Below are 20,738 nucleotides of genomic sequence, written 5' to 3'. Positions count from 1 at the left end.
TCCATCTTTCGACCTGTTCTTTTCAATGGAGGACGGACCTGTGTTCGATCCCTTTAAAATACCGGGCTCCCGCAGCCTGCACGACCGCAAACTGGCGACCTGGGCGTTGCTGGTCGGCGAAACCCGTTCCTCGGCAGTGCATGCCGAAATTCGCCGCAGGCCGCATCGCGGCATGCTGCCGGATGTCGATTTCTCACGCGCCGTTCCGGCCCCCGGCCGGCCGTCGCTGGTGCGCCGCTTCATCAGACTGCTGCGACCTCGTCTGGTGAAAACCGAAGCTCCTGCCACGGCCAGTCAGGAGGGAGAGCGTGGCGGTGTCGGCACAGATCATTCGGGCGCCCATATCGGCGGCGTCCGCAGCGTCGGTCCGGCAATGCTACGAACCGAAGATGATCGCGAGATCACGACCCTGCCGCGCGCAGCCTGAAGCTGCGCGCGCTCCCATTCTTCACCAGAGCGTTTCGGTTTTTTTGCAAACGCGTAGACGCTCTAACTCTTTGTTTTTACGCAATTCTAGACGGAAAACCACGATGCACTTTTCCTGGAATTGCTCTAGAGTACGAAACCATGTTCCGCTGGTTTGAAAAAAGACTGAATCCGTTTCCGGCCGCAGAGCCGGTCGAGCCGCCGAATACGCTGTGGGCTTTCTGCTGGTATTTCACCAAGCCTGCTTGGCCGTTCGTGCTGCTGGCCACCGTGCTGATGGCGTTGATCGCCTTCCTGGAAGTCTGGATGTTCGGCTTCCTTGGCCACATCGTGGACTGGCTCTCGGCGCAAAACCGGGAAACCTTCCTGCAAACCGAATGGTGGAAGCTGGCGGGGATGGCGTTCGTGATCGCCATCGTTCTGCCGGGCGCCGTGGCGCTTTCATCCTTCAACACCTATCAGACGCTATTCGGTAACTATCCGATGCGCATCCGCTGGCAGGTGCACCGCTATCTGCTCAAACAGTCAATGGCCTTTTATCAGGACGAGTTTGCCGGGCGCATCGCCACCAAGCTGATGCAGACGGCGCTCGCCGTGCGCGAGACGGTGCTGAAATTCGCCGAGGTGCTGAACTATGTCGTGGTCTATTTCCTCGGCATGCTGTTCATTGTCGGCTCGGCTGACTGGCGTCTTGCCGCGCCGATCGTGGTGTGGCTCGGCGGCTATCTTGTCGCTTTGCGCTATTTCGTTCCGCGCCTTGGCAAGGTGTCGGAGGCACAGGCTGATGCGCGTTCGGTCATGACCGGCCGCATCGTCGACAGCTACACCAACATCCAGACGGTGAAGCTGTTCTCGCATGGGCGGCGCGAGTCCGACTACGCTCGCGAAGGCATGACCGAGTTCCTCGACACCGCCTATGCGCAAGGCCGGCTGATCAGTCAGTTCTACATCGTGGTGTATCTGCTGAATTCGCTCCTGCTGCTCGCAGTCGGCGCGATGGCGATCGGTTTCTGGCTGCAGGAGATCGTGACCGTTGGCGCGGTGGCGGTGGTGGTCGGCCTCGTGCTGCGCCTCTATGGCATGTCGCAATGGATCATGTGGGAAGTGTCGGGCCTGTTCGAGAATATCGGCACGGTACAGGACGGCATAAGCTCCATTTCGATGCCTCGCCTTGTAGAAGACAAGCCGGATGCCCGCGACCTCGAAGTGAGCAAGGGTGAAATCCGCTTCGACGACATCCGCTTCCACTACGGCAAGCAGAGGGGTGTCATCGAGAACCTGTCGTTGACGGTGAAACCGGGCGAGAAGGTTGGCATCGTCGGTCGCTCGGGTGCCGGCAAGTCGACGCTCGTCAACCTGTTGCTGCGCTTCTACGACCTGGAAGGCGGACGCATCCTGATCGACGGCGACAATATTGCCGACGTTACGCAGGATTCGCTGCGCGCCCATATCGGCATGGTCACTCAGGACACGTCGCTGCTGCATCGTTCGGTGCGCGACAACATCCTCTATGGCCGTCCCGACGCTGGCGAAGAAGCCGTGCTGGAAGCGGTAAGACGCGCCGAAGCGCTCAGCTTCATCGGCGGGCTGTCGGACGCGAAGGGCCGCAAGGGTCTCGACGCGCATGTCGGCGAGCGTGGCGTCAAGCTTTCCGGCGGACAGCGCCAGCGTATCGCGATTGCCCGTGTCATGCTGAAGGATGCGCCGATCCTCATTCTGGACGAAGCGACCTCCGCGCTGGATTCGGAAGTCGAGGCGGCGATCCAGCAGAACCTCTACAAGCTGATGCAGGGCAAGACGGTGATCGCGATCGCGCACCGCCTATCGACCATCGCGGCGATGGATCGGCTGGTGGTGATGGACCAGGGCCGCATCATCGAGGAGGGTTCGCACGATGAACTGGTCGCCAGGGGTGGGCTCTACGCCCAGCTCTGGCAGCGCCAGTCGGGCGGCTTCCTGCTCCACGACGATCCCGGACATGAACCTGCGGCCAAGATGAAGCTCGAGGTGACGGAAGAGGCGGCAGAATAGGTTTCGCCTCGCACCATCCGCTCCGGTTGAAGCGGATGGTGCTTCTTGGGCCGTCGGAAAGCGAATGCTGGGCGAGGTCCGGTTCAAAAAACGAATCTATAACGAATCAAGACAGTCCGGCCGCCGGACCACAGGTCCCCAGGGGCCGCACCCCGCATGAGTGAAGAAGATGTTCGCTAAGCTCTTCGACTGGTTTGAGACCCGCTATTCGCCCGTTGCGCTGGCTGAAGACCGCCAGCCGCCGATGGGGCTTTGGCGCTTTTTCCGCTATTTCATCATGCAGTTCCGTGCCGGTTTCGCGATGCGCATGCTGTTCGTTGCGGCGGGCGCCATCGTGGACGCGATGCTGCCGATCTTCGTTGGCGTCATCGTCGGTATGTTGGCGAGTTCCGATCCACACAGCTTCTTCGCTGAGCATGGGACGACGCTGGTCGTCATGGGTTGTGTCGTCTTCCTGCGGCCGCTGACCATCGTCCTCGACGCACTTGTGCGCAACCACGCGATCGCCGCGAATTTCATCGACCTCATCCGCTGGCAGAGCCATTGGCATGTCACGAGGCAGGATTGGACTTTCTTCCAGAACGATTTCGCGGGCCGCATCGGCACCAAGGTCATGCAGAGCGGCGATTCCATCGAGATCGCCGTCAACCTGACCATCGATACCGTCTGGTATGCGGTGGTGTTCGTCGTGGTGGCGATCACCGTGTTGGCACGGTTCGACGTCACGCTGGTTGCGGCAATCGCTGTCTGGCTCGTGCTCTACGGTCTGCTGCTCAGATACTGCATGCCGCTGATCGCGCGGCGTTCCACCGACCTTTCGGAAGAATGGTCAGTAATGAGTGGCCGGATCGTCGACAGCTATACCAACATCCTGACGCTGAAGACGTTTTCGACCGGTGAACACGAGGACAGATATGTGTCGCAAGCTGTGCTCAAACACGCCCAGACCTTTTACCGGCTGATGCGCGTATTCACCGGCATGTGGTCGGCTTTGTTCGTCATGAATGCCAGCTTGCTGGTTGCCATCAGCTGGTTGGCGCTGGCGAGCTGGAGTGCGGGTGGAATGAGTGCCGCGGCGGTCGCCACCGCCATCCCCTTTGCGCTGCAGATTGCGGGTATCTCTTATCGGATACTGGATGCCGGCGGGAACATCTTCCGGCAGATCGGGACGGCCGGTAATTCGATGACCACCATCGCCAGGCCGATCAGGATGCTCGACAGACCCGACGCCGAGACGCTGCGGGTGACCAGGGGCGCGATCGAGCTTGATCGCGTCAATTTCAACTACGGGCGCAAGGATGGAAAAGGCGGTCTCATCGAAAACCTGTCGCTGAAGATCGCGCCAGGCGAAAGGGTGGGAGTCATCGGACGGTCGGGCGCCGGCAAATCGACGCTGGTGAACCTGTTGCTGCGCCTTTACGACGTCCAGGACGGCCGTGTCCTGATCGATGGGCAGGATGTTCGCGAGGTGACGCAGGAGAGCGTGCGCGCCGCGATCGGGTTCGTCAGCCAGGACACGTCGCTGCTGCATCGCTCAGTGCGTGAGAATCTGAAATACGGGCGCCAGGACGCCACTGATGCCGACATCTCGCGGGTGGTGGAAGCGGCCCAGGTGGCCGATGTCGTCGCCGGCCTGGTGGACCGCGAGGGACGGATCGGCTTCGATGCCCATGTCGGCGAGCGTGGCGTCAAGCTTTCCGGCGGACAGCGCCAGCGCATCGCCATTGCGCGGGTGATGTTGAAGGATGCGCCGATCCTGATCCTTGACGAAGCTACCTCGGCGCTGGATTCTGAGGTCGAAGCGGCGATCCAGGAGAACCTCTATCGCCTGATGGAGGGCAAGACGGTGATCGCCATCGCGCACCGGCTCTCAACCATCGCCGCAATGGACCGGTTGGTGGTGATGGATCACGGCCGCATCATCGAGGAAGGTTCGCACGAGGAACTGGTCGGCAGGGGTGGGCTCTACGCCCAGCTCTGGCAGCGCCAGTCCGGCGGCTTCCAGCTGCATGACGATCTCGGACAGGAACCCGCCGCCACTGCGAAGGCGGAGATGGTCGAAGAGGCGGAGGTGACCGAAGAGGCTATGGAGAGATGACATCGGCGGGAGACGTTGTGCGTTGCGAGTGACGGCCCATCGCCGGCTCCGATACGCACCGACGACCGCTCCTGAAGCTATCGCGAAGACGTGAATCGGAACAAAAGGATGGGCATGGCAATTGATGCCCTGAATCAATTCCTTGAAGTCAACAGTGAGGAGCTTGGCAGTTGAGCAGCGGAGGTTTCCGTGACCGCATCTGGCGCTCCGTCGAGGGTGCCATCGACCCGTTCAGCGATACGGATCGGGAAGTGCTGCCGGCCGATGCCTGGCGGTTCATTCTGTATTTCGCCAATCAGGCCAAGGGCGCCTTCCTGCTGCTCCTGATCACCGGCGGGCTGGCTGGCGCCGTGGATGCGGCCATGTACTGGTCGGTCGGCTGGCTGATCGATCTGCTCGACAAGTCCTCGCCGGCCACGCTGTTTGCCGATCACTGGGTGGCGCTGGTCGGACTGCTCCTGCTGATCCTGGTCGTGCGCGCTGTCATCATGATCGCTTCGGCGGTGGTCGAACAGCAGGTGGTGGTGCCCGGCTTCTATTCGATGGTGCGCTGGCAGGCGTTCCGGCGCGTGATCCAGCAGCCCTACGGTTTCTATCAGAACGATTTCGCCGGTCGCATCGCCACCAAGATCATGCAGGGCGGCGAAGCCGTCGGCGACTTCATCATCAACGTGCTGCAGACGATGTGGTCGTTCCTGACCTTTCTGATCCTGGCCATCACCATCCTGGTGTCACTGGATCCGCTGATGGGCGTCGTCGTGGCGCTGTGGTTCGCGGGTTATGCCGGCATTGTCTGGTTCCTGCTGCCGGAAATGCGGCGTGCCGGGCGCGAGACCGCCGACCAGCGCTCGGTCTTCAACGGGCGGCTGGTCGATGCCTTCACCAACATCGTGGCGGTGAAGCTGTTCGACAGCGGCAAGCGCGAGCATGCCTATATCCGCGACGGGCTGGAAGGCTTCCTGACCGCAGTGGTGCGGCTGACGCGGGCGATCACGACCGTGCGTTCTTCCGTCGCGATCCTGAACGGCGTCATGATGAGCCTGATTGCCATCATCGCCGTCATGAACTGGACGTCAGGCCACATCTCGACGGGGGCGATTGCCGCCGCGCTCGGCCTGGTCTTCCGGCTCAACCAGATGTCGGGCTGGATGATGTTCAACATCAACGGGCTGGTGCGCAATTACGCCACCGTGCAGGATGCCACGCGCACCATCTCGGTGACGCCCACGATCCGGGACGCCACGGACGCCACGGTGCTGCCGCGCGCGAGCGGCGACATTCGCTTCGAAAACGTCTCCTTCCATTATGGCAAGGAAGGCGGCGTTATCGACAATCTGAACCTGCATATTCGCTCCGGCGAACGCGTGGCGATCGTCGGCCCTTCGGGTGCCGGCAAGACGACCATTGTCAACCTGATGCTTCGGCTGTTCGATGTCGAGAAAGGCCGCATCCTGATCGACGGTCGCGATATCCGTGAACTGACCCAGGCCTCGCTGCGCGCGCAGTTCGGCGTCGTCAGCCAGGAGGCAATGCTGATGCACCGTTCGATCCGCGACAATATTGGCTATGGCCGCGAGGGCGCTTCGGATGCCGAGATCATTGACGCGGCGAAGCAGGCGGCCGCGCACGATTTCATCGTCCATGTCGAGGACCCGCGTGGTCGCAAGGGTTACGAGGCGCAGGTCGGCGAGCGCGGCGTCAAGCTCTCCGGCGGGCAGCGGCAGCGGGTGGCGATCGCCCGCATGATGTTGAAGGATGCGCCGATCCTTATCCTGGATGAGGCGACCTCGGCACTCGATTCGGAAGTCGAGGCGGCGATCCAGGACAACCTCTATCAGTTGATGGAGGGCAAGACCGTCATCGCGATCGCGCACCGGCTTTCCACCATCGCGGCACTCGACCGCCTGGTGGTGATGGACAGGGGCCGAATCGTCGAGGAAGGAACTCATGAGGAGTTGGTGGCTGCCGACGGGCTTTATGCACGGCTGTGGAAACGGCAGTCCGGCGGTTTCCTGTTCAGCGGCGACGACTCACTGGACGCGGCGAGCGCGGCGGAATGAGCTATGATCACATCCAGCAAAAGGCGGGATTGAATGACGCTTAGGCTCCCTTCCGGTTACTCGGGCTCTTCGGGCGGTTCGCTGGCCGAGGCGATGTTCGACGCATTGGGTCACGAGGTGCTGGCGGAGAAGGCCGCAGCGCTTGGCCGGGCGGGCGAACGTGCCGAAAAGGCGCTTCTCCGGCTCAGAACCTATGTCGGCGACGAGGCGGGCAGGGCCCAACTGCTCAAGGAAACGGCCGGTCTCGTCTATGGCTGGTTCATCCAGCGCGAATTGTGCGGTTTTCGCCGTCATGACGCAGTGATCCGCGACCTGCAGATCCCGCGCGAAGTGCTTGTCAGGCTGGGTGCCGCATAGGATCATTTTTCGGCGCGGCATTTCTCCCCGCGACAATCTGCCCTGTGCCCTTCACCCGACTGGACAAAAACGGGCTGCACGCATAAACCGAAGTCCAAATGCCGGAGGAATTCGCTAGCCTGTTGCCATGCGCTGTCGGGCCGGTGCGAATTGAGCGGGGATGCTCAAGCGGGACAGGGGGCTCGCCTTTCGGCACGGAAGAGGCGAAAGGACCAGGCACCCGTGAGCGCAACCGACGAAACCCACGATCCCAATCGCCGTGATTTTCTTTACATAGCCACCGGCATGGCCGGCCTGGTTGGCGCGGCGTCCGTCGCCTGGCCGTTCATCGACCAGATGCAGCCGGACGCCTCCACACGCGCGCTGGCCTCGGTCGAGGTGGACGTAGCCTCGCTGACGCCCGGCATGTCGCTGACCGTCAAGTGGCGCGGCAAGCCGGTCTTCATCCGCAACCGCACGCCGGAAGAGGTGAAGGCAGCGCAGGACGTCAAGCTCGAGGAGCTGAAGGACCCGCTTGCACGCAACGCCAATCTCGCGTCGGACGCGCAGGCCACCGACACCGACCGCTCCGCCGGCAAGGGCAAGGAAAACTGGCTGGTGATGGTGGGTGTGTGCACCCATCTCGGCTGTATTCCGCTTGGCCAGCAGGGTGAATATGGCGGCTGGTTCTGCCCGTGCCACGGTTCGGTCTACGACACTGCCGGCCGCATCCGCAAAGGCCCGGCGCCGGAAAACATGGCTGTGCCGGTCTTTTCATTCATCTCCGATACCAAGATCCGCGTCGGCTGAGGCAGGGGGACATTTCCATGAGCGAGGGACACTCGACCTATACGCCGAAGACCGGCCTCGGACGCTGGTTCGACGCACGCTTGCCGCTGCCGCGGCTCGTCTATGATTCTTTCATCGCCTATCCGGTGCCGCGCAACCTGAACTATATGTGGACGTTCGGCGGCATCCTTTCGATCATGCTGGTGTCGCAGATCCTCACCGGTATCGTGCTGGCGATGCATTACACCTCCGACACGACGCTGGCCTTCGGCTCGGTCGAGAAGATCATGCGCGACGTCAACCAGGGTTGGCTGCTGCGCTACATGCACTCCAACGGTGCGTCGTTCTTCTTCATCGCGGTCTATCTGCACATCTTCCGCGGCCTCTATTACGGCTCCTACAAGGCGCCGCGCGAGCTGCTGTGGATCCTGGGCTGCATCATCTACCTGCTGATGATGGCGACCGGTTTCATGGGTTACGTGCTGCCGTGGGGCCAGATGTCCTTCTGGGGCGCCACCGTCATCACCGGCTTCTTCACCGCCATTCCGGTGGTCGGCAACTGGATCCAGGAGCTGCTGCTCGGCGGCTTCGCGGTCGACAATCCGACGCTGAACCGCTTCTTCGCGCTGCACTACCTGCTGCCGTTCATGATTGCCGGCGTCGTGGTGCTGCACATCTGGGCGCTGCACGTCACCGGCCAGAACAACCCGACCGGCATCGAAGTGAAGTCGAAGACCGACACCGTGGCTTTCACACCCTATGCGACCATCAAGGACGCGCTGGGCATGGTGGTGTTCCTGCTGTTCTTCGCCTACTTCATCTTCTACATGCCGAACTATCTCGGCCATCCGGACAATTATACCGTCGCCGACCCGTTGAAGACCCCGGCCCATATCGTCCCTGAATGGTACTTCCTGCCGTTCTACGCGATCCTGCGCGCCATCACCTTCAACATCGGGCCGATCAACTCGAAGCTCGGCGGCGTCATTGCCATGTTCGGCGCGATTGCGATGCTGTTCATCGTGCCTTGGCTCGACACCTCGAAGGTGCGCTCGGCGGTCTATCGTCCTTGGTACAAACTGTTCTTCTGGCTTTTCACGATCAACGCCATCCTGCTCGGTTGGCTCGGCTCGCGTCCGGCGGAAGGCTCCTACGTGCTGATGGCGCAAATGGCGACGCTGTTCTACTTCGCTTTCTTCCTGGTCATTCTGCCGGTGCTCGGCCTGATCGAGACACCACGCCGCTTGCCCAATTCCATCACCGAAGCGGTGCTGGAAAAGAACAAGGGCGGCAGCGGGCATCCGGCCGGGGCGACCGCATCGCCGGAAACCAAAGGCTGAGCGAGAAGAGAATCCAGGGGATATTGGCATGAAGAAGATTCTCATTTCGCTGGCCGCGGCCTCCGCACTGCTCGTCGGTGCGGCCGCCTACGCCGAGGAAGCCGGGAAGGCAGGCGAGGCTTCGCATGAAGCCAATCCAACCCATTTCCCGATCCACAAGCCAAAGGAGATGAGCTGGTCGTTCGCGGGGCCGTTCGGCACCTACGACAAGGCGCAGCTGCAGCGTGGCCTGAAGGTCTACAAGGAAGTGTGCTCGGCCTGCCACTCGATGAAGCTGGTGGCCTTCCGCACCCTGTCGGACCTCGGTTATTCGGAAGCGCAGGTGAAGGCTTTCGCCGCCGGCTACACCGTGCAGGATGGGCCGAACGATGCCGGCGAGATGTTCGAGCGTCCAGGAATCGCGTCGGATTACTTCCCGTCGCCTTATCCGAACGACCAGGCTGCCGCGGCAGCTAATGGTGGCGCGGTACCGCCTGACATGTCGCTGCTTGCCAAGGCGCGTGGTATCGAGCGCGGCTTCCCGCAGTTCATCATCGACATTTTCACGCAGTATGCCGAGAACGGCCCGGATTACATCCACTCGCTTCTCAACGGCTATGACGAACAGCCGCCAGCCGGCATGACTGTCCCGGAAGGCACGCACTACAATCCGTATTTCAACGCGGGTGTGTCGCTGAAGATGCCGAAGCCGATCTCGGCGGACCAGGTCACCTACGACGACGGGGCGCCGCAGACGGTCGAGCAGTATTCGGAAGACGTTTCCGCCTTCCTGATGTGGGCTGCGGAGCCGCATCTGGAGGATCGCAAGAAGACCGGCTTCCGCGTCGTCGTCTTCCTGCTGCTCTTTGCGGTGTTGATGTATCTCACCAAGCGGAAGGTTTGGTCGAACATTGCTCACTGACCCAGTGGCATAAAGAAACGAAAAGGCGCCCCTCGGGCGCCTTTTTTGTTTGGCCCTACACGCAGTCGTGCATGACCGACCCGATGCGGCGTTCCCGCGATGGACGTCAGCCCTGTCGCATGTTTACGTGGCGCCCGGGGGGCATTGTCCAGGGAGGAAAGCCGTGGCTGGTCCATCTCACTCGACTGCCGTTGACCCCGGCATGCGCGAGCGCGTCGTTCGAAAAGTTGCCTGGCGGCTGATGCCGTTTCTCGGCCTGCTGTATTTCATCAATTATCTGGACCGCACCAATATCGGCTTTGCCGCCCCGCACGGCATGAACGATGCACTGGGCTTCGACAAGGCGGCTTTCGGGCTTGCCTCCGGCATCTTCTTCATCGGCTATCTGCTGCTCGAAGTGCCCAGCAACCTCATCCTGCACAAGGTTGGCGCGCGCCGCTGGATCGCGCGCATCATGGTGAGCTGGGGCATCGTCGCGTCGCTGATGGCATTCGTGCCCAATGCGCTGTCGATGTACGGCTTGCGTTTCCTGCTCGGCATCGCCGAAGCCGGCTTCTTTCCCGGCATCATTCTTTACCTCACTTTCTGGTTTCCCAAGCGCGAACGCGCGCGAGCGGTAGCGCTGTTCATGATTGCGATCCCGGTGTCGTCCGTGATCGGCTCACCGTTGTCTGCCTGGCTGATTTCAGCCGGCCACGGGCTGGTATTCGGGCTGGACGGCTGGCGCTTCATGTTCCTGGTCGAAGGCCTGCCGGCGATCCTGATCGGCGTGCTTTGCTGGTTCTACCTCACCGACAAGCCGCAGGACGCTGCCTGGTTGACTGCGGAAGAGCGCAACTGGCTGCAGAATGAGATGGACAATGAACATGCCCAGACCAGCCAACGCTATCACTACCCGCTCAGAAAGGCGTTGACGCAGCCTCGTATCCTGGCGCTGGCCTTCGTCTATTTCGGCGTCGTCTACGGGCTCTACGCCGTCGGTTTCTTTCTGCCGACGATCATCGCCGGCTTCAAGCAAGCCTTCAACACGGAATACTCGATCATCGAGCAGGGCTTCATCGTCGCTATCCCTTATGCCTTCGGCGCGATTGCCATGTATCTTTGGGCACGACATGGCGACAGCACGGGCGAGCGGGTCTGGCACGTGGCCATTCCGGCCATCGTCGGCGGTCTCGCCATCCCTGTCGCGCTCTACATGCAATCGCCCTTCACCACGATGATCGCGGTGACGATCTGTGCCATGGGCATCTGCTCGGCCCTCCCGACCTTCTGGGCGCTGCCGACCCGGTTCCTGACGGGAGCGGCAGCGGCAGGTGGTATCGCGCTCATCAATTCGCTCGGCAATCTCGCCGGGTTCGTCGGTCCCTACGTGACCGGCTGGCTCACCGACCTGACTGGCAACCCGAAAGCGGGGTTGTGGGTGGTTGGCGCCTTCATGATCGCAGCCGGCATTGTTGCCGTCCTGCTCAAGGCCGCACCGGCGCCGGATGACGAGCGTGTGGCTGAAACCGACACGTCGGCGGCGTAGTCCGCTCGCAATCTGTTGCCGAAGGCCGCCGGTGGTCCGATATCTGCACTGTGTGCTGGAATCGGACGGTGGCGGCTTCCGGCTTTTCTTTGCCTGCCGCAACAGCTAGAGCGTTTCCGTTTTTCACGGGAACGCGGAAACGCTCTAGCGATTAGTTTACGCAATTCCGGACGCAAAACCGCTACACACTCTTGCTGGAATTGCTCTATCGATGGGGGGAACAGGGAATGGATTCTTGATGTCACCGTCGATCGAAGAAACGCTGCTTTCCGCCATCCGCACCATTCCGGACTATCCGAAGCCGGGCATCCTGTTTCGCGACATCACCACATTGCTTGGCAATGCGCGGGCCTTCCGCCGCGCAATCGATGAGCTGGTGCACCCCTATGCCGGGCAGAAGATAGAGAAGATCGCCGGCATCGAGGCGCGGGGCTTCATCCTGGGTGGAGCCATCGCGCATCAGCTGTCGGCCGGCTTTGTGCCGATCCGCAAGAAGGGCAAGCTGCCGCACGAAACCGTGCGTGTCGCCTACAGCCTGGAATACGGGCTGGACGAGATGGAGATGCACAAGGATGGCGTGGCGCCGGGCGAAAAGGTCATCCTGGTTGACGATCTGATCGCCACGGGTGGTACGGCGGAAGCGGCGGTGAAGCTGCTGCGCCAGATCGGCGCCGATATCGTCGCGGCCTGTTTCGTCATCGATCTGCCGGATCTCGGCGGGCGCAAGAAGCTCGAAGCACTCGACGTGCCCGTGCGCACGCTGATCGCCTTCGACGGCCATTGATTTCCAAGTGTCGCCGCAGGATCTCAGTGCGGGCGGCACTGGCTGGACGAAGCAAGTTCCCCCGCCCTACCGATGAGGAAATCGCGCATCGCCGCATCATCGCTTAACCCGATGGCGCGGTCATAGGCCTCGAGAGCGTCGGCGATCGCGCCAAGCCTGGCAAGAAGATGCGCCTTCAACGCCCAGTAAGGTTGGTAGGTCGCGGCCACCGCCTTCGGCAGTTCCCACAGCAGAGCCAGGGCTGCCTCCGCGCCGCGTGCCTCGGCGATCGCGGCTGCGCGACCGACCCGCGCGCCGAGCGTTGGCGCGATCTCCACAAGGCCTCCATAGAGCAGCGATACCGCCTCCCAGTCGGTGTATCCATTGATTGCACGCTGGGCATGCACGGACTGAATTGCGGCTTCGAGCTGGAAGCGGCCGATGCGACCAGCCCGGGAAGCTGTGGCGAGCTGTTGCTCCGCCTCGGCTGCAAGCGAACCCGACCACAACGCGCAGTCCTGATCGGCCAGCGGCACATAGGCGCCGCGTCCGTCCCGGCGCGCCGCCTGACGCGCCTCGCAATGGAGCATCAGCGCGAGCAGGCCGCGCGCCTCCGGCTCGTTTGGGAGCAAAGCGACAATCAGCCGGGCGAGATAGACCGCTTCGGGGGCAAGGCCGCGCAGGCTTGAATTGCCACCGGCCACGGCGTCCCATCCTGTACCATAGGCGGCATAGACCGCCTCGAGCACGGCGTCGAGGCGCGGGATAAGATCGTCGGAACCTGGCGGGTCGAAGGGAATGCCGGCCTCGCGAATGCGAGCCTTCGCGCGCGTCAGGCGCCGCGCCATCGCTGCGGGGCTGACACAAAAGACGGAGGCGATGCGCGCGGCATCGATGCCGAGCACGGTCTGCAGCATCAGCGGGGTGCGGATTGTGGCGTCGATCAACGGATGCGCGGAGATGAAGAGCAGCTTCAGCCGTTCGTCGCCCAAGCCGGTAGGTTCCATGATGCATGTCTCCGCTTCTTCTGCAGCAAACAGTAGTGCTGGCATCGACTGCACACGAACCTGCTGGTGGCGGGCCACATCGATCAGCCTGCGTCGCGCCGCTGTGAGCAGCCATGCTTCAGGATTGGCTGGCACGCCCGAATGCGACCAGTTGACGAGCGCTGCGCTGAAGGCGTCCGCCAGCGCATCTTCGGCGGCCGCGATGTCGCGCGAGCGCGCCGAGAGGAAAGCGAGCAGGCGGCCATAGGATTCGCGTGCCGCCCGCTCGACGATCTCGTGAGCGTCCAATGGTTGCCTCAGCCGTCAGCCATCGTCTTCAATAGCGTCTCACGGTCTTCCGGCAGGTTGGGACGGACCTCCACGCCGAAGCCTGGTTCCGCAGGATAGCGCGACGCCCATTTCAGTGCGGCGTCGAGATCGGGTACATCGATGATGAAGAAGCCGGCGAGCTGTTCCTTGGTGTCGGCATATGGACCGTCCTGCACGTGATGACCACTGTCGCCAAGCCTGATCGAGGTTGCCGCGTCGGGTTTCTCAAGCCCGGCTCCGGCGACGATGATGCCCGCATCGTGCATTGCCTTCACATAGGGAATAAAGGCTGCGTGGAAGGCCTTGCGCTTTTCCGGATCGGCCCGAGCGGAAAATACTTCAGGCGTCTGATAGAACAGGAGAGAATAATGCATGGTTTCGTCCTTCAGCTTGGAGCGCGGGATCGTCGCTCGAGCCGATGACGTGTGAGCCGCCCGCGATCGGACAAGTGTCGTAAATTTTCCTTCAGTCTGCGTCAGAACGTTTGCTGCGGCAAGCCAGCCGACTCGTCCAGGATTAGCCGTGCCAGCGGTAAGGTTGTTTGGTGACGCCCCCACTCGGGATCCTCGGCTTTTTTGCGTGCTCGCATGGTGACGAGAAGATATCGATCACAACCCTCTCGCAGCTCTGAACAGCGTGAAGGCAGCGACGACCATCAACAGCAGGCCGGCACCGCGGCCGATCCAGACGGTTGCCATGTGATTTTCCGTCAACGCATCGCGGCCGCGCAGGGCAGCGAGAGCCAGACCGCCATAGACGACCATCTGCACGGTGACGGTCATCGTGCCCATGATCAGCGCCTGCAGCCAGATCGGGCCGTAGATCGGTTTCATGAACTGCGGGTAGACAGCGAGCACGAACAGCCAGGCCTTGGGATTGAGGACGCAGGTGAACACGCCTTGCGCCAGGATCGTGCCGAGTGGGCTTACCGCCGCCGCTTCGACCGTGTCGACAGCGATCGCGCTGCGGGAAAGGGTGAACCCGACCCACATCATGTAAAGCGAGCCTGCCACCATCATGGCTGGCGTCACGACGGGTAGCAGGGTGGACAAGCCGGTCACGAAGACCGTGCCGAAGATGGTGTGGCAAATGCCGCCAAGCATGATGCCGGCGGTCGCCGCCGCACCCGCCTGTCGTCCCCCGGTGAGCGCGTTGGCCAGTACGAACAGCATGTCCATGCCGGGCACCACGATGATGCCGACAAGCAGAACGAAATAGAGCCACAAGGCGCTGGTATCCATTGGTCGTATCCCTCAACAGGGATCCGGATGCGCCGCATGGCGAAACCTCAGGCCCCTTCACGGGTCGATCAGATAGCGCAACCATCCTGACACCTTGGAGTCAGGATGCGGTGGCAATGCACTGGTTTTAAAAGGTTATCCAGCCTTCACGAGGACAGAACTCTCGAACTCGATCACTTTGTCGCCGGTGGAGTCGAAAGCCTCGCACAGGATGGTGAGCAGGAGCCAACCAGGTCGCGAGGCAAGGGGGCGGTGAGCAAGGCCGGTGCGCGTGAAAGTGACCGTCTCGCCGGCAAACACCGGCTTCAGCCATTTGAGATTGCGGAAGCCGGGCGAGGGGCCAAACTCCGGTTCCGGACCCGGGCCGTCCCAGACGAGGCCAGGTCGCTTCGGCGTCTTGAGATTGTATTTCATCCAGGTCGACGCGGTGTGCCAGCCGGAAGCACACAGGCCGCCGAGCAGGCTCGCCTTGGCGGCCTCCTCATCGACATGGAAGATCTGCGGGTCGTATTTTCGGGCAAATGCCTTGATCTCGTCGGGCTCGAATCTGTGTGACCCGAGCGTGACAGTCGCGCCAATGGCGAAGTATTCGTCGAGCGTCATGCCTCGCCTCCCGCACGCGTCAGAAACATGCCGGTGTTTTCCAACTCGAACACCGCCTCGCCGCGCTGATTGAACAACTCTGCCCGCATGGTGACGAAACCGAGCCTTGGCTTCGACTTGGAGAGGCGCTTGGCAAGTATTGTGGTGCGGCCCGTCAACGTGTCGCCGGCCAGAACCGGCTTCTTCCATTTGACCTGGTCGACGCCGGGGGCGCCTTGCGAGGTCGATTCCAGCAGGAAAGCATCGCACAGCATGCGCATGAATATGCAGCAGGTATGCCAGCCGGACGCAGAAAGGCCTCCGAGAAGGCCTGTCTTGCCGGCTTCCTCATCGAGATGCATGGGCTGGAAGTCGAATTCGGAGGCGAATTCGATGATCTCTTCCGCTGCCACCTTCTTGTTGCCGAGGTCGAGGATGGCGCCTTCCTCGAAATCCTCATAGGCCCATTTCTTGCCGGTCATCGCGCAACCTCGTTCAAGCTTGTACGATTATTGTGACTGCTGCCCCGTGCTCCCGCAAGACCGTGGAGGCCTTGGTTCAGCGCTTTAGGACCTGTGGACGGCATCCGGTCCGCACGTTCCGAGCGTTCAAAGCCAACCGCGCCTGCGGAAGTAGAGATAGGGCAAGATCGCTGAAACGATCATCAGGCCGATCGCGAAGGGATAGCCGATCTCCCATTTGAGCTCCGGCATGATGTCGAAGTTCATGCCGTAGATCGAAGCCACCAATGTCGGCGGCAGGAAGATGACGGCTGCTACCGAAAAGATCTTGATGATGGCGTTCTGCTCGATTGAGATCATGCCGAGCGTGGCGTCGAGCAGGAAGCTGATCTTCTGCGACAGGAAAGTGGCGTGATCGGCAAGCGACAGCACGTCGCGCGCCAGCGTCTTGATGCGGGCACGCGTGTCCTTGCCCATCTTGGTCTGCGTGGCGGCATGGGCAAGAAAACCCGCCACCCTCTGCAGCGAGGTCAGGCTGTCGCGCACGCTGGAAGCGAGGTCCTCCTTGCGGCCGATGCTCTTCAGCAGTTCCTGGAAGTCGCGGTCGCGGCGCGAGGCATTGGTGGCGGTCGCCTCGAAGATGTCGCGCGAAATCGCCTCGATATCCCGGCCGGCTTTTTCCAGGATGTCGGCGAGGCGGTCGACGATCGCTTCAAGCAAGCCGATCAGGATGGTGTCGGCGCTGGTGCAGCCCGTGGCGACTTTTTCGGCGCGCAGCGGGAAGGTTTTGAAAGCGCGTGGCTCGTGATAGCGCACGGTGATCAGCCGCTTGGCGGCCAGAACGAAGGTGACCGGCGACATCTCCGGCTTCTCGCCTTCGGTCTGCGAGGGCAGGTTGGCGGTCATGAAATACCCGCCGTCCTCGACATAGAGGCGGCTTGAAATCTCGATCTCCTCCATCTCCTCCCGTGTCGGCACGGCGATGCCGAACACCGCTTCGACGACGGCTTCTTCTTCCTTGGTGGGGTTGAGCAGATCGACCCAGACGATCGCGTCTCGATTCTGCTCAAGGTCGTCGGCGAGGCGCAGACGGTCATTGTCCACGACGAAGGCTTTGATCATCGCGTGGTCTCCCATGCTGGAAACGATATGAGGCCCAAAGGGCACAGGCTCATGACGGCGCCGAGGGGAGAAATCCAGCCGACGCAGGGGGCGCGATAGACCCGGGGATGAGCTGCGTCAAGTTGCAAAGAGGCGGCTGCCTTCGCGATGCTGGGAATGTGTTATGCCGCCGTAGCCAGCCGCCCGGTCAGAAGAACTCGTCGAGCAGCCGATAATAGGCGAGTTTGGCCGGATCGGCGTCCGGTGTGCCGTAGAGGGTGAGGAAAGGCGCGATCCACTCTTCACCGAGATTATGACGGATACTCCAGCAGGAAAGCGCAAGATCCTGGCAGCGGTCGGCAACACCAAGCCGGCCGCAGTCGATGAAACCCGAGAAACGGTCGCCATCGACCATGAAATTCGGCAGGCAGGCATCGCCATGGGCAACGACGAGATCTTCGTCAGCAGGGCGGAGGGCGATGAGGTCGGCAAAGACATCTTGCGCCGTTTGGCCGAGGCGTTCGTCGTCGAAATCCTCTTCGTCGACAAGCCCGGCCTCCATGCGCGCCCTGGCATCGGCGATGCGCCGGTCGAGCCGGTGGTCGAATGGGCAGGAGCGGATGTCCAGCGCATGCAGGGTTCGTAGCGCCCGAGCCATCACGGCGATCGTCTTTTCGGCGGGCAGGGGGCCGGCGGAGACCAGATCCTTGCCCGATATGGCGCTCATCAGGAGCCAGTTGCGGCCAGCATGCACCTCGAAAGCCAGAACCTCGGGGCAGGTTATGCCCTGATGCCCAAGCCAGCGCAGCCGCTCCACCTCCGCCGGCAGTTCGCCGAAGCCATCGGCTTCTTCGATCTTCAGGAACAGGCTGGGCTTATCGGTCACTTCCAGCTTGAACACGCCGGCATCCGAGTGGCCGAGCGTGTCGCGATCCCACGCATAACCATCGACCCTTGTGCGGATGACCGCAGGCAGGTCGACTTCCGGTGCGCCGCGCGCGGTCATCGGATCGCGTCAGGTGTTGAACTTGAACAGCATGACGTCGCCGTCCTGCACGACATATTCCTTGCCTTCGTCGCGCGCCTTGCCGGCTTCCTTGGCCGCCACTTCGCCGCCCAGTGTCACGAAATCTTCGTAGGCAATGGTTTGCGCCCGGATGAAACCGCGTTCGAAATCGGTGTGGATGACGCCGGCAGCACCGGGCGCCTTGGTGCCGCGCTCGATCGTCCAGGCGCGCGTCTCCTTGGGGCCGGCGGTGAAGTAGGTGATCAGATGCAGGAGCTCGTAACCGGCGCGGATCAGCCGGTCGAGGCCCGGCTCATGCAGGCCCATCGCTTCCAGGAATTCCTTCTGCTCGCCGTCGGGGAGCTGGGCGACTTCGGCCTCGATGGCTGCCGAGATGACGACGGTGGAGGCGCCTTGGGAAGCCGCCATCGCTTCGACCGCCTTGGTGTGTTCGTTGCCTGTCGCGGCATCGGCCTCGGCGACGTTGCAGACGTAAAGCACCGGGTGCGCGGTCAGCAGGTTGAGGCCCTGCAGGATCTTCAAATCTTCGGGTGCGATGTTCTTCAACATGACACGGCATGGCTTGCCATCTTGCAGCAGCGCCAGCGCCTGCTCCATGACGGGCAGGACAGTGAGCGATTCCTTGTCCTTTGCTTGCGCGCGCTTGCGCACATTGACGATGCGGCGCTCGAGGCTTTCGAGGTCGGACAGCATCAGTTCGGTCTCGACCGTATCGGCATCAGCCACCGGGTTGATGCGGCCTTCGACATGGGTGATGTCGTCATCCTCGAAACAGCGCAGTACATGCACGATGGCATCGACCTCGCGGATGTTGGCGAGGAACTGGTTGCCGAGCCCTTCGCCCTTGGAGGCGCCGCGTACTAGGCCGGCGATGTCGACGAAGGAAATCCGGGTCGGGATGATCTCCTTCGACTTGGCGATCTCGGCGATCTTCTTCTGGCGCGGATCCGGCACCGCCACTTCGCCGGTGTTCGGCTCGATGGTGCAGAAGGGATAGTTGGCAGCCTGGGCCGCCGCGGTGCGCGTCAGCGCGTTGAACAGCGTGGACTTGCCGACGTTGGGCAGCCCAACGATGCCGCATTTGAAACCCATGATGATGTGGTCCTATCGGGAGTTCGGAATTTGTTCAGGGCTATGGGCGAAAGGGGAGACGATCGTCAAGCCTCCGACCGAAAGAGGCTCAATCCTTGTTGCCGAGCAGCTTCTTCAGCATGGCGGCCATCGGCCCATTTTCGGGAACCTTGACTGCGGGCTGCTGCGGCCTTGCCTGGCGGATATGGCTCTGTGCCTTGGGTGCGGAAGACCGTTTTGGTGCCTTGGCCGGTGGGGTGTCGTCGGGGCCTGTCGGCTGCAGTTTGTCGCGCAGGGCGAGAGTGACGCGATTCATGAAGGAGTTGTCGTCGCCCTTGGCGATCAGTTCGGCACTGTCGGCGATGCTGTCGAGCAGGACGTCCAGCCATTCCTGGTCAGCCTTGGCAAAGTCGCCGAGCACATGGCCGTGCACCATATCCTTCGCGCCCGGATGGCCGACACCGATGCGCACGCGCCGGTAATCGTTGCCGATGTGCTGGTCGAGCGAGCGGATGCCGTTGTGGCCAGCCGAACCGCCGCCGATCTTGACCCGGACCTTGCCGGCCGGAAGTTCGATCTCGTCGTAGAAAACGGTCACCGCAGCGGCATCGAGCTTGTAGAAGCGCAACGCCTCGCCGACGGACTGGCCGGAGAGGTTCATGAAAGTCTGCGGCTTGATGAGGAGCACCTTCTCGCCGCCGATCCTGCCCTCGGCGATTTCGGCCTGGAACTTCCTCGACCAGGGCGAAAAAGAATGGCGGCGGGCGATAGCGTCCGCCGCCATGAAACCGACATTGTGCCGGTTGTTGGCATATTTCGCACCCGGATTGCCGAGACCAGCAAACAAAAGCATGGTTGCGGCCCTCCCGGGCAGCGAAAATTACTCTTCTTCGGCTTCCTCGGCGACCGGAGCGACTTCCGCCTCTTCGGTCTCCGGCTTCATCGCGGCCGAGCCGGCGATGGTGGCGATGGTGAAGTCGCGGTCGGAGATGATCGGCTTCACGCCAGCCGGCAGCTTGACCGCCGAAATGTGGATGGAATCGCCGATCTCGGCACCGGTCAGGTCGACCTCAATGAATTCCGGGATCGCGTTGGCCGGGCAGTGGAACTCCACCTCGTGACGCACGATGTTGAGCACGCCGCCGCGCTTGATGCCAGGCGATTTCTCTTCGTTGATGAAGTGGACCGGAACGTTGACGTTGACTTCGGTATTCTTGCCGACGCGCAGGAAGTCGACATGCAGCGGGAAGTCCTTGACCGGATCAAGCTGATAGTCCTTCGGCAGGACCTGGATCTTCTTGCCGTCGACGTCGATCGTGGCGACCGTGGTCAGGAAACCACCGCCATGGATCTTGTAGAAGATGTCCTTGTAGGACAGGGCGATAGCCAGAGGGGGCTGCTTGTCGCCGTAAATAACTGCAGGCACTTTACCGTCGCGGCGAACTGCACGGGCGGACCCCTTACCGACCTGTTCGCGCGACTCGGCCTTGAGCTCGTAAGTATCGTGGCTCATGGTATTTCCTTTCGCGTTGCTGGAGCATTCCCGGTTTCCGGCAAGCCGGGTTCCGAAAATGTCGAAAGCCGCGAAATCCGCGGCCCTCGTCCGCGTTGCCTCCAAGGGTGTCTACGCGGGTGGCGGCTCTATAGCGGAAGGCGGCCAAACGCGC

20 protein-coding genes are annotated in these 20,738 nt (G+C 62.0%); 10 read left to right on the top strand and 10 right to left on the bottom strand.

What is annotated here, in order from left to right:
• Window positions 1-40 precede the first annotated feature (40 nt).
• From AO692_RS33685 to AO692_RS13535, 10 genes are all read left to right on the top strand, one after another.
• On the top strand, window positions 41-427 hold the full coding sequence (locus AO692_RS33685) for a hypothetical protein (RefSeq protein WP_244483358.1): 387 nt from the start codon (window positions 41-43) through the stop codon (window positions 425-427).
• Window positions 428-567: 140 nt separating this feature from the next.
• Complete coding sequence (locus tag AO692_RS13575) at window positions 568-2,457, top strand: ABC transporter ATP-binding protein (RefSeq protein ID WP_054310578.1); 1,890 nt, start codon at window positions 568-570, stop codon at window positions 2,455-2,457.
• 169 nt (window positions 2,458-2,626) lie between these two features.
• Entirely contained in the window at window positions 2,627-4,555 is a 1,929-nt protein-coding gene (locus tag AO692_RS13570) for an ABC transporter ATP-binding protein (RefSeq protein ID WP_082407363.1), read from the top strand.
• A gap of 170 nt (window positions 4,556-4,725) precedes the next feature.
• Window positions 4,726-6,615, top strand: coding sequence for an ABC transporter ATP-binding protein (locus AO692_RS13565; protein ID WP_054310577.1), 1,890 nt, complete (start codon window positions 4,726-4,728; stop codon window positions 6,613-6,615).
• A gap of 33 nt (window positions 6,616-6,648) precedes the next feature.
• Window positions 6,649-6,972 (top strand): DUF6665 family protein, encoded by a 324-nt coding sequence (locus AO692_RS13560; protein WP_054310576.1) that lies wholly within the window; start codon window positions 6,649-6,651, stop codon window positions 6,970-6,972.
• Window positions 6,973-7,194: 222 nt separating this feature from the next.
• Window positions 7,195-7,761 carry a ubiquinol-cytochrome c reductase iron-sulfur subunit gene (gene petA / locus AO692_RS13555; RefSeq protein ID WP_054310575.1) on the top strand — a complete coding sequence of 189 codons (567 nt, stop codon included), beginning with the start codon at window positions 7,195-7,197 and terminating at the stop codon, window positions 7,759-7,761.
• A gap of 17 nt (window positions 7,762-7,778) precedes the next feature.
• Entirely contained in the window at window positions 7,779-9,080 is a 1,302-nt protein-coding gene (locus AO692_RS13550) for a cytochrome b N-terminal domain-containing protein (protein WP_054310574.1), read from the top strand.
• 28 nt (window positions 9,081-9,108) lie between these two features.
• Window positions 9,109-9,981 (top strand): cytochrome c1, encoded by an 873-nt coding sequence (locus AO692_RS13545; protein ID WP_054310573.1) that lies wholly within the window; start codon window positions 9,109-9,111, stop codon window positions 9,979-9,981.
• Between the two features lie 163 nt (window positions 9,982-10,144).
• A complete protein-coding gene (locus AO692_RS13540) occupies window positions 10,145-11,509 on the top strand; it encodes an MFS transporter (RefSeq protein WP_244483357.1) in 1,365 nt (454 codons plus the stop codon).
• Between the two features lie 238 nt (window positions 11,510-11,747).
• On the top strand, window positions 11,748-12,293 hold the full coding sequence (locus AO692_RS13535) for an adenine phosphoribosyltransferase (RefSeq protein ID WP_054310571.1): 546 nt from the start codon (window positions 11,748-11,750) through the stop codon (window positions 12,291-12,293).
• Window positions 12,294-12,316: 23 nt separating this feature from the next.
• Here AO692_RS13535 and AO692_RS13530 read toward each other — a convergent pair whose 3' ends face one another.
• The 10 genes from AO692_RS13530 to AO692_RS13485 form a co-directional block, all read right to left on the bottom strand.
• Window positions 12,317-13,567, bottom strand: a complete 1,251-nt coding sequence (locus tag AO692_RS13530) for a DUF6596 domain-containing protein (protein ID WP_054310570.1) — start codon at window positions 13,565-13,567, stop codon at window positions 12,317-12,319.
• A gap of 8 nt (window positions 13,568-13,575) precedes the next feature.
• Window positions 13,576-13,962 (bottom strand): YciI family protein, encoded by a 387-nt coding sequence (locus AO692_RS13525; protein WP_054310569.1) that lies wholly within the window; start codon window positions 13,960-13,962, stop codon window positions 13,576-13,578.
• A gap of 234 nt (window positions 13,963-14,196) precedes the next feature.
• Window positions 14,197-14,829, bottom strand: a complete 633-nt coding sequence (locus AO692_RS13520; protein ID WP_054310568.1) for a LysE family translocator — start codon at window positions 14,827-14,829, stop codon at window positions 14,197-14,199.
• A gap of 135 nt (window positions 14,830-14,964) precedes the next feature.
• Complete coding sequence (locus AO692_RS13515) at window positions 14,965-15,432, bottom strand: MaoC family dehydratase (RefSeq protein ID WP_054310567.1); 468 nt, start codon at window positions 15,430-15,432, stop codon at window positions 14,965-14,967.
• Window positions 15,429-15,893 (bottom strand): MaoC family dehydratase, encoded by a 465-nt coding sequence (locus tag AO692_RS13510; RefSeq protein WP_054310566.1) that lies wholly within the window; start codon window positions 15,891-15,893, stop codon window positions 15,429-15,431. Before AO692_RS13510 ends, AO692_RS13515 begins: the two co-directional genes overlap by 4 nt.
• 126 nt (window positions 15,894-16,019) lie before the next feature.
• On the bottom strand, window positions 16,020-16,994 hold the full coding sequence (corA, locus tag AO692_RS13505) for a magnesium/cobalt transporter CorA (protein ID WP_054310565.1): 975 nt from the start codon (window positions 16,992-16,994) through the stop codon (window positions 16,020-16,022).
• A 187-nt stretch (window positions 16,995-17,181) separates the two neighbouring features.
• Window positions 17,182-17,979: an APH(3')-II family aminoglycoside O-phosphotransferase gene (locus tag AO692_RS13500; RefSeq protein ID WP_054310564.1), complete on the bottom strand. Its 798-nt coding sequence runs from the start codon at window positions 17,977-17,979 to the stop codon at window positions 17,182-17,184.
• A 9-nt stretch (window positions 17,980-17,988) separates the two neighbouring features.
• Window positions 17,989-19,092, bottom strand: a complete 1,104-nt coding sequence (gene ychF / locus AO692_RS13495) for a redox-regulated ATPase YchF (protein WP_054310563.1) — start codon at window positions 19,090-19,092, stop codon at window positions 17,989-17,991.
• Window positions 19,093-19,180: 88 nt separating this feature from the next.
• Entirely contained in the window at window positions 19,181-19,924 is a 744-nt protein-coding gene (gene pth / locus AO692_RS13490) for an aminoacyl-tRNA hydrolase (RefSeq protein WP_054310562.1), read from the bottom strand.
• 27 nt (window positions 19,925-19,951) lie between these two features.
• On the bottom strand, window positions 19,952-20,584 hold the full coding sequence (locus tag AO692_RS13485) for a 50S ribosomal protein L25/general stress protein Ctc (RefSeq protein ID WP_054310561.1): 633 nt from the start codon (window positions 20,582-20,584) through the stop codon (window positions 19,952-19,954).
• Between the last annotated feature and the right edge of the window lie 154 nt (window positions 20,585-20,738).

This window comes from Mesorhizobium sp. 1M-11 (assembly GCF_001303895.1).
Classification (GTDB): Bacteria; Pseudomonadota; Alphaproteobacteria; order Rhizobiales; family Rhizobiaceae; genus Mesorhizobium.
The sequence above is the reverse complement of the archived record's forward strand: the minus strand, read 5'-3'. Positions and strand labels throughout refer to the sequence as shown.

Excerpts from the sequence above, each read along its gene's own strand:
- AO692_RS13485 (WP_054310561.1), bottom strand. The coding sequence starts at position 20,584 with ATGAGCCACGATACTTACGAGCTCAAGGCCGAGTCGCGCGAACAGGTC.
- pth (WP_054310562.1), bottom strand. The coding sequence starts at position 19,924 with ATGCTTTTGTTTGCTGGTCTCGGCAATCCGGGTGCGAAATATGCCAAC.
- AO692_RS13550 (WP_054310574.1), top strand. The coding sequence starts at position 7,779 with ATGAGCGAGGGACACTCGACCTATACGCCGAAGACCGGCCTCGGACGC.
- AO692_RS13500 (WP_054310564.1), bottom strand. The coding sequence starts at position 17,979 with ATGACCGCGCGCGGCGCACCGGAAGTCGACCTGCCTGCGGTCATCCGC.
- AO692_RS13510 (WP_054310566.1), bottom strand. The coding sequence starts at position 15,893 with ATGACCGGCAAGAAATGGGCCTATGAGGATTTCGAGGAAGGCGCCATC.
- ychF (WP_054310563.1), bottom strand. The coding sequence starts at position 19,092 with ATGGGTTTCAAATGCGGCATCGTTGGGCTGCCCAACGTCGGCAAGTCC.
- AO692_RS13520 (WP_054310568.1), bottom strand. The coding sequence starts at position 14,829 with ATGGATACCAGCGCCTTGTGGCTCTATTTCGTTCTGCTTGTCGGCATC.
- AO692_RS13535 (WP_054310571.1), top strand. The coding sequence starts at position 11,748 with ATGTCACCGTCGATCGAAGAAACGCTGCTTTCCGCCATCCGCACCATT.
- corA (WP_054310565.1), bottom strand. The coding sequence starts at position 16,994 with ATGATCAAAGCCTTCGTCGTGGACAATGACCGTCTGCGCCTCGCCGAC.
- AO692_RS13515 (WP_054310567.1), bottom strand. The coding sequence starts at position 15,432 with ATGACGCTCGACGAATACTTCGCCATTGGCGCGACTGTCACGCTCGGG.
- AO692_RS13560 (WP_054310576.1), top strand. The coding sequence starts at position 6,649 with ATGACGCTTAGGCTCCCTTCCGGTTACTCGGGCTCTTCGGGCGGTTCG.
- AO692_RS13575 (WP_054310578.1), top strand. The coding sequence starts at position 568 with ATGTTCCGCTGGTTTGAAAAAAGACTGAATCCGTTTCCGGCCGCAGAG.
- AO692_RS13545 (WP_054310573.1), top strand. The coding sequence starts at position 9,109 with ATGAAGAAGATTCTCATTTCGCTGGCCGCGGCCTCCGCACTGCTCGTC.
- AO692_RS13525 (WP_054310569.1), bottom strand. The coding sequence starts at position 13,962 with ATGCATTATTCTCTCCTGTTCTATCAGACGCCTGAAGTATTTTCCGCT.
- AO692_RS13570 (WP_082407363.1), top strand. The coding sequence starts at position 2,627 with ATGTTCGCTAAGCTCTTCGACTGGTTTGAGACCCGCTATTCGCCCGTT.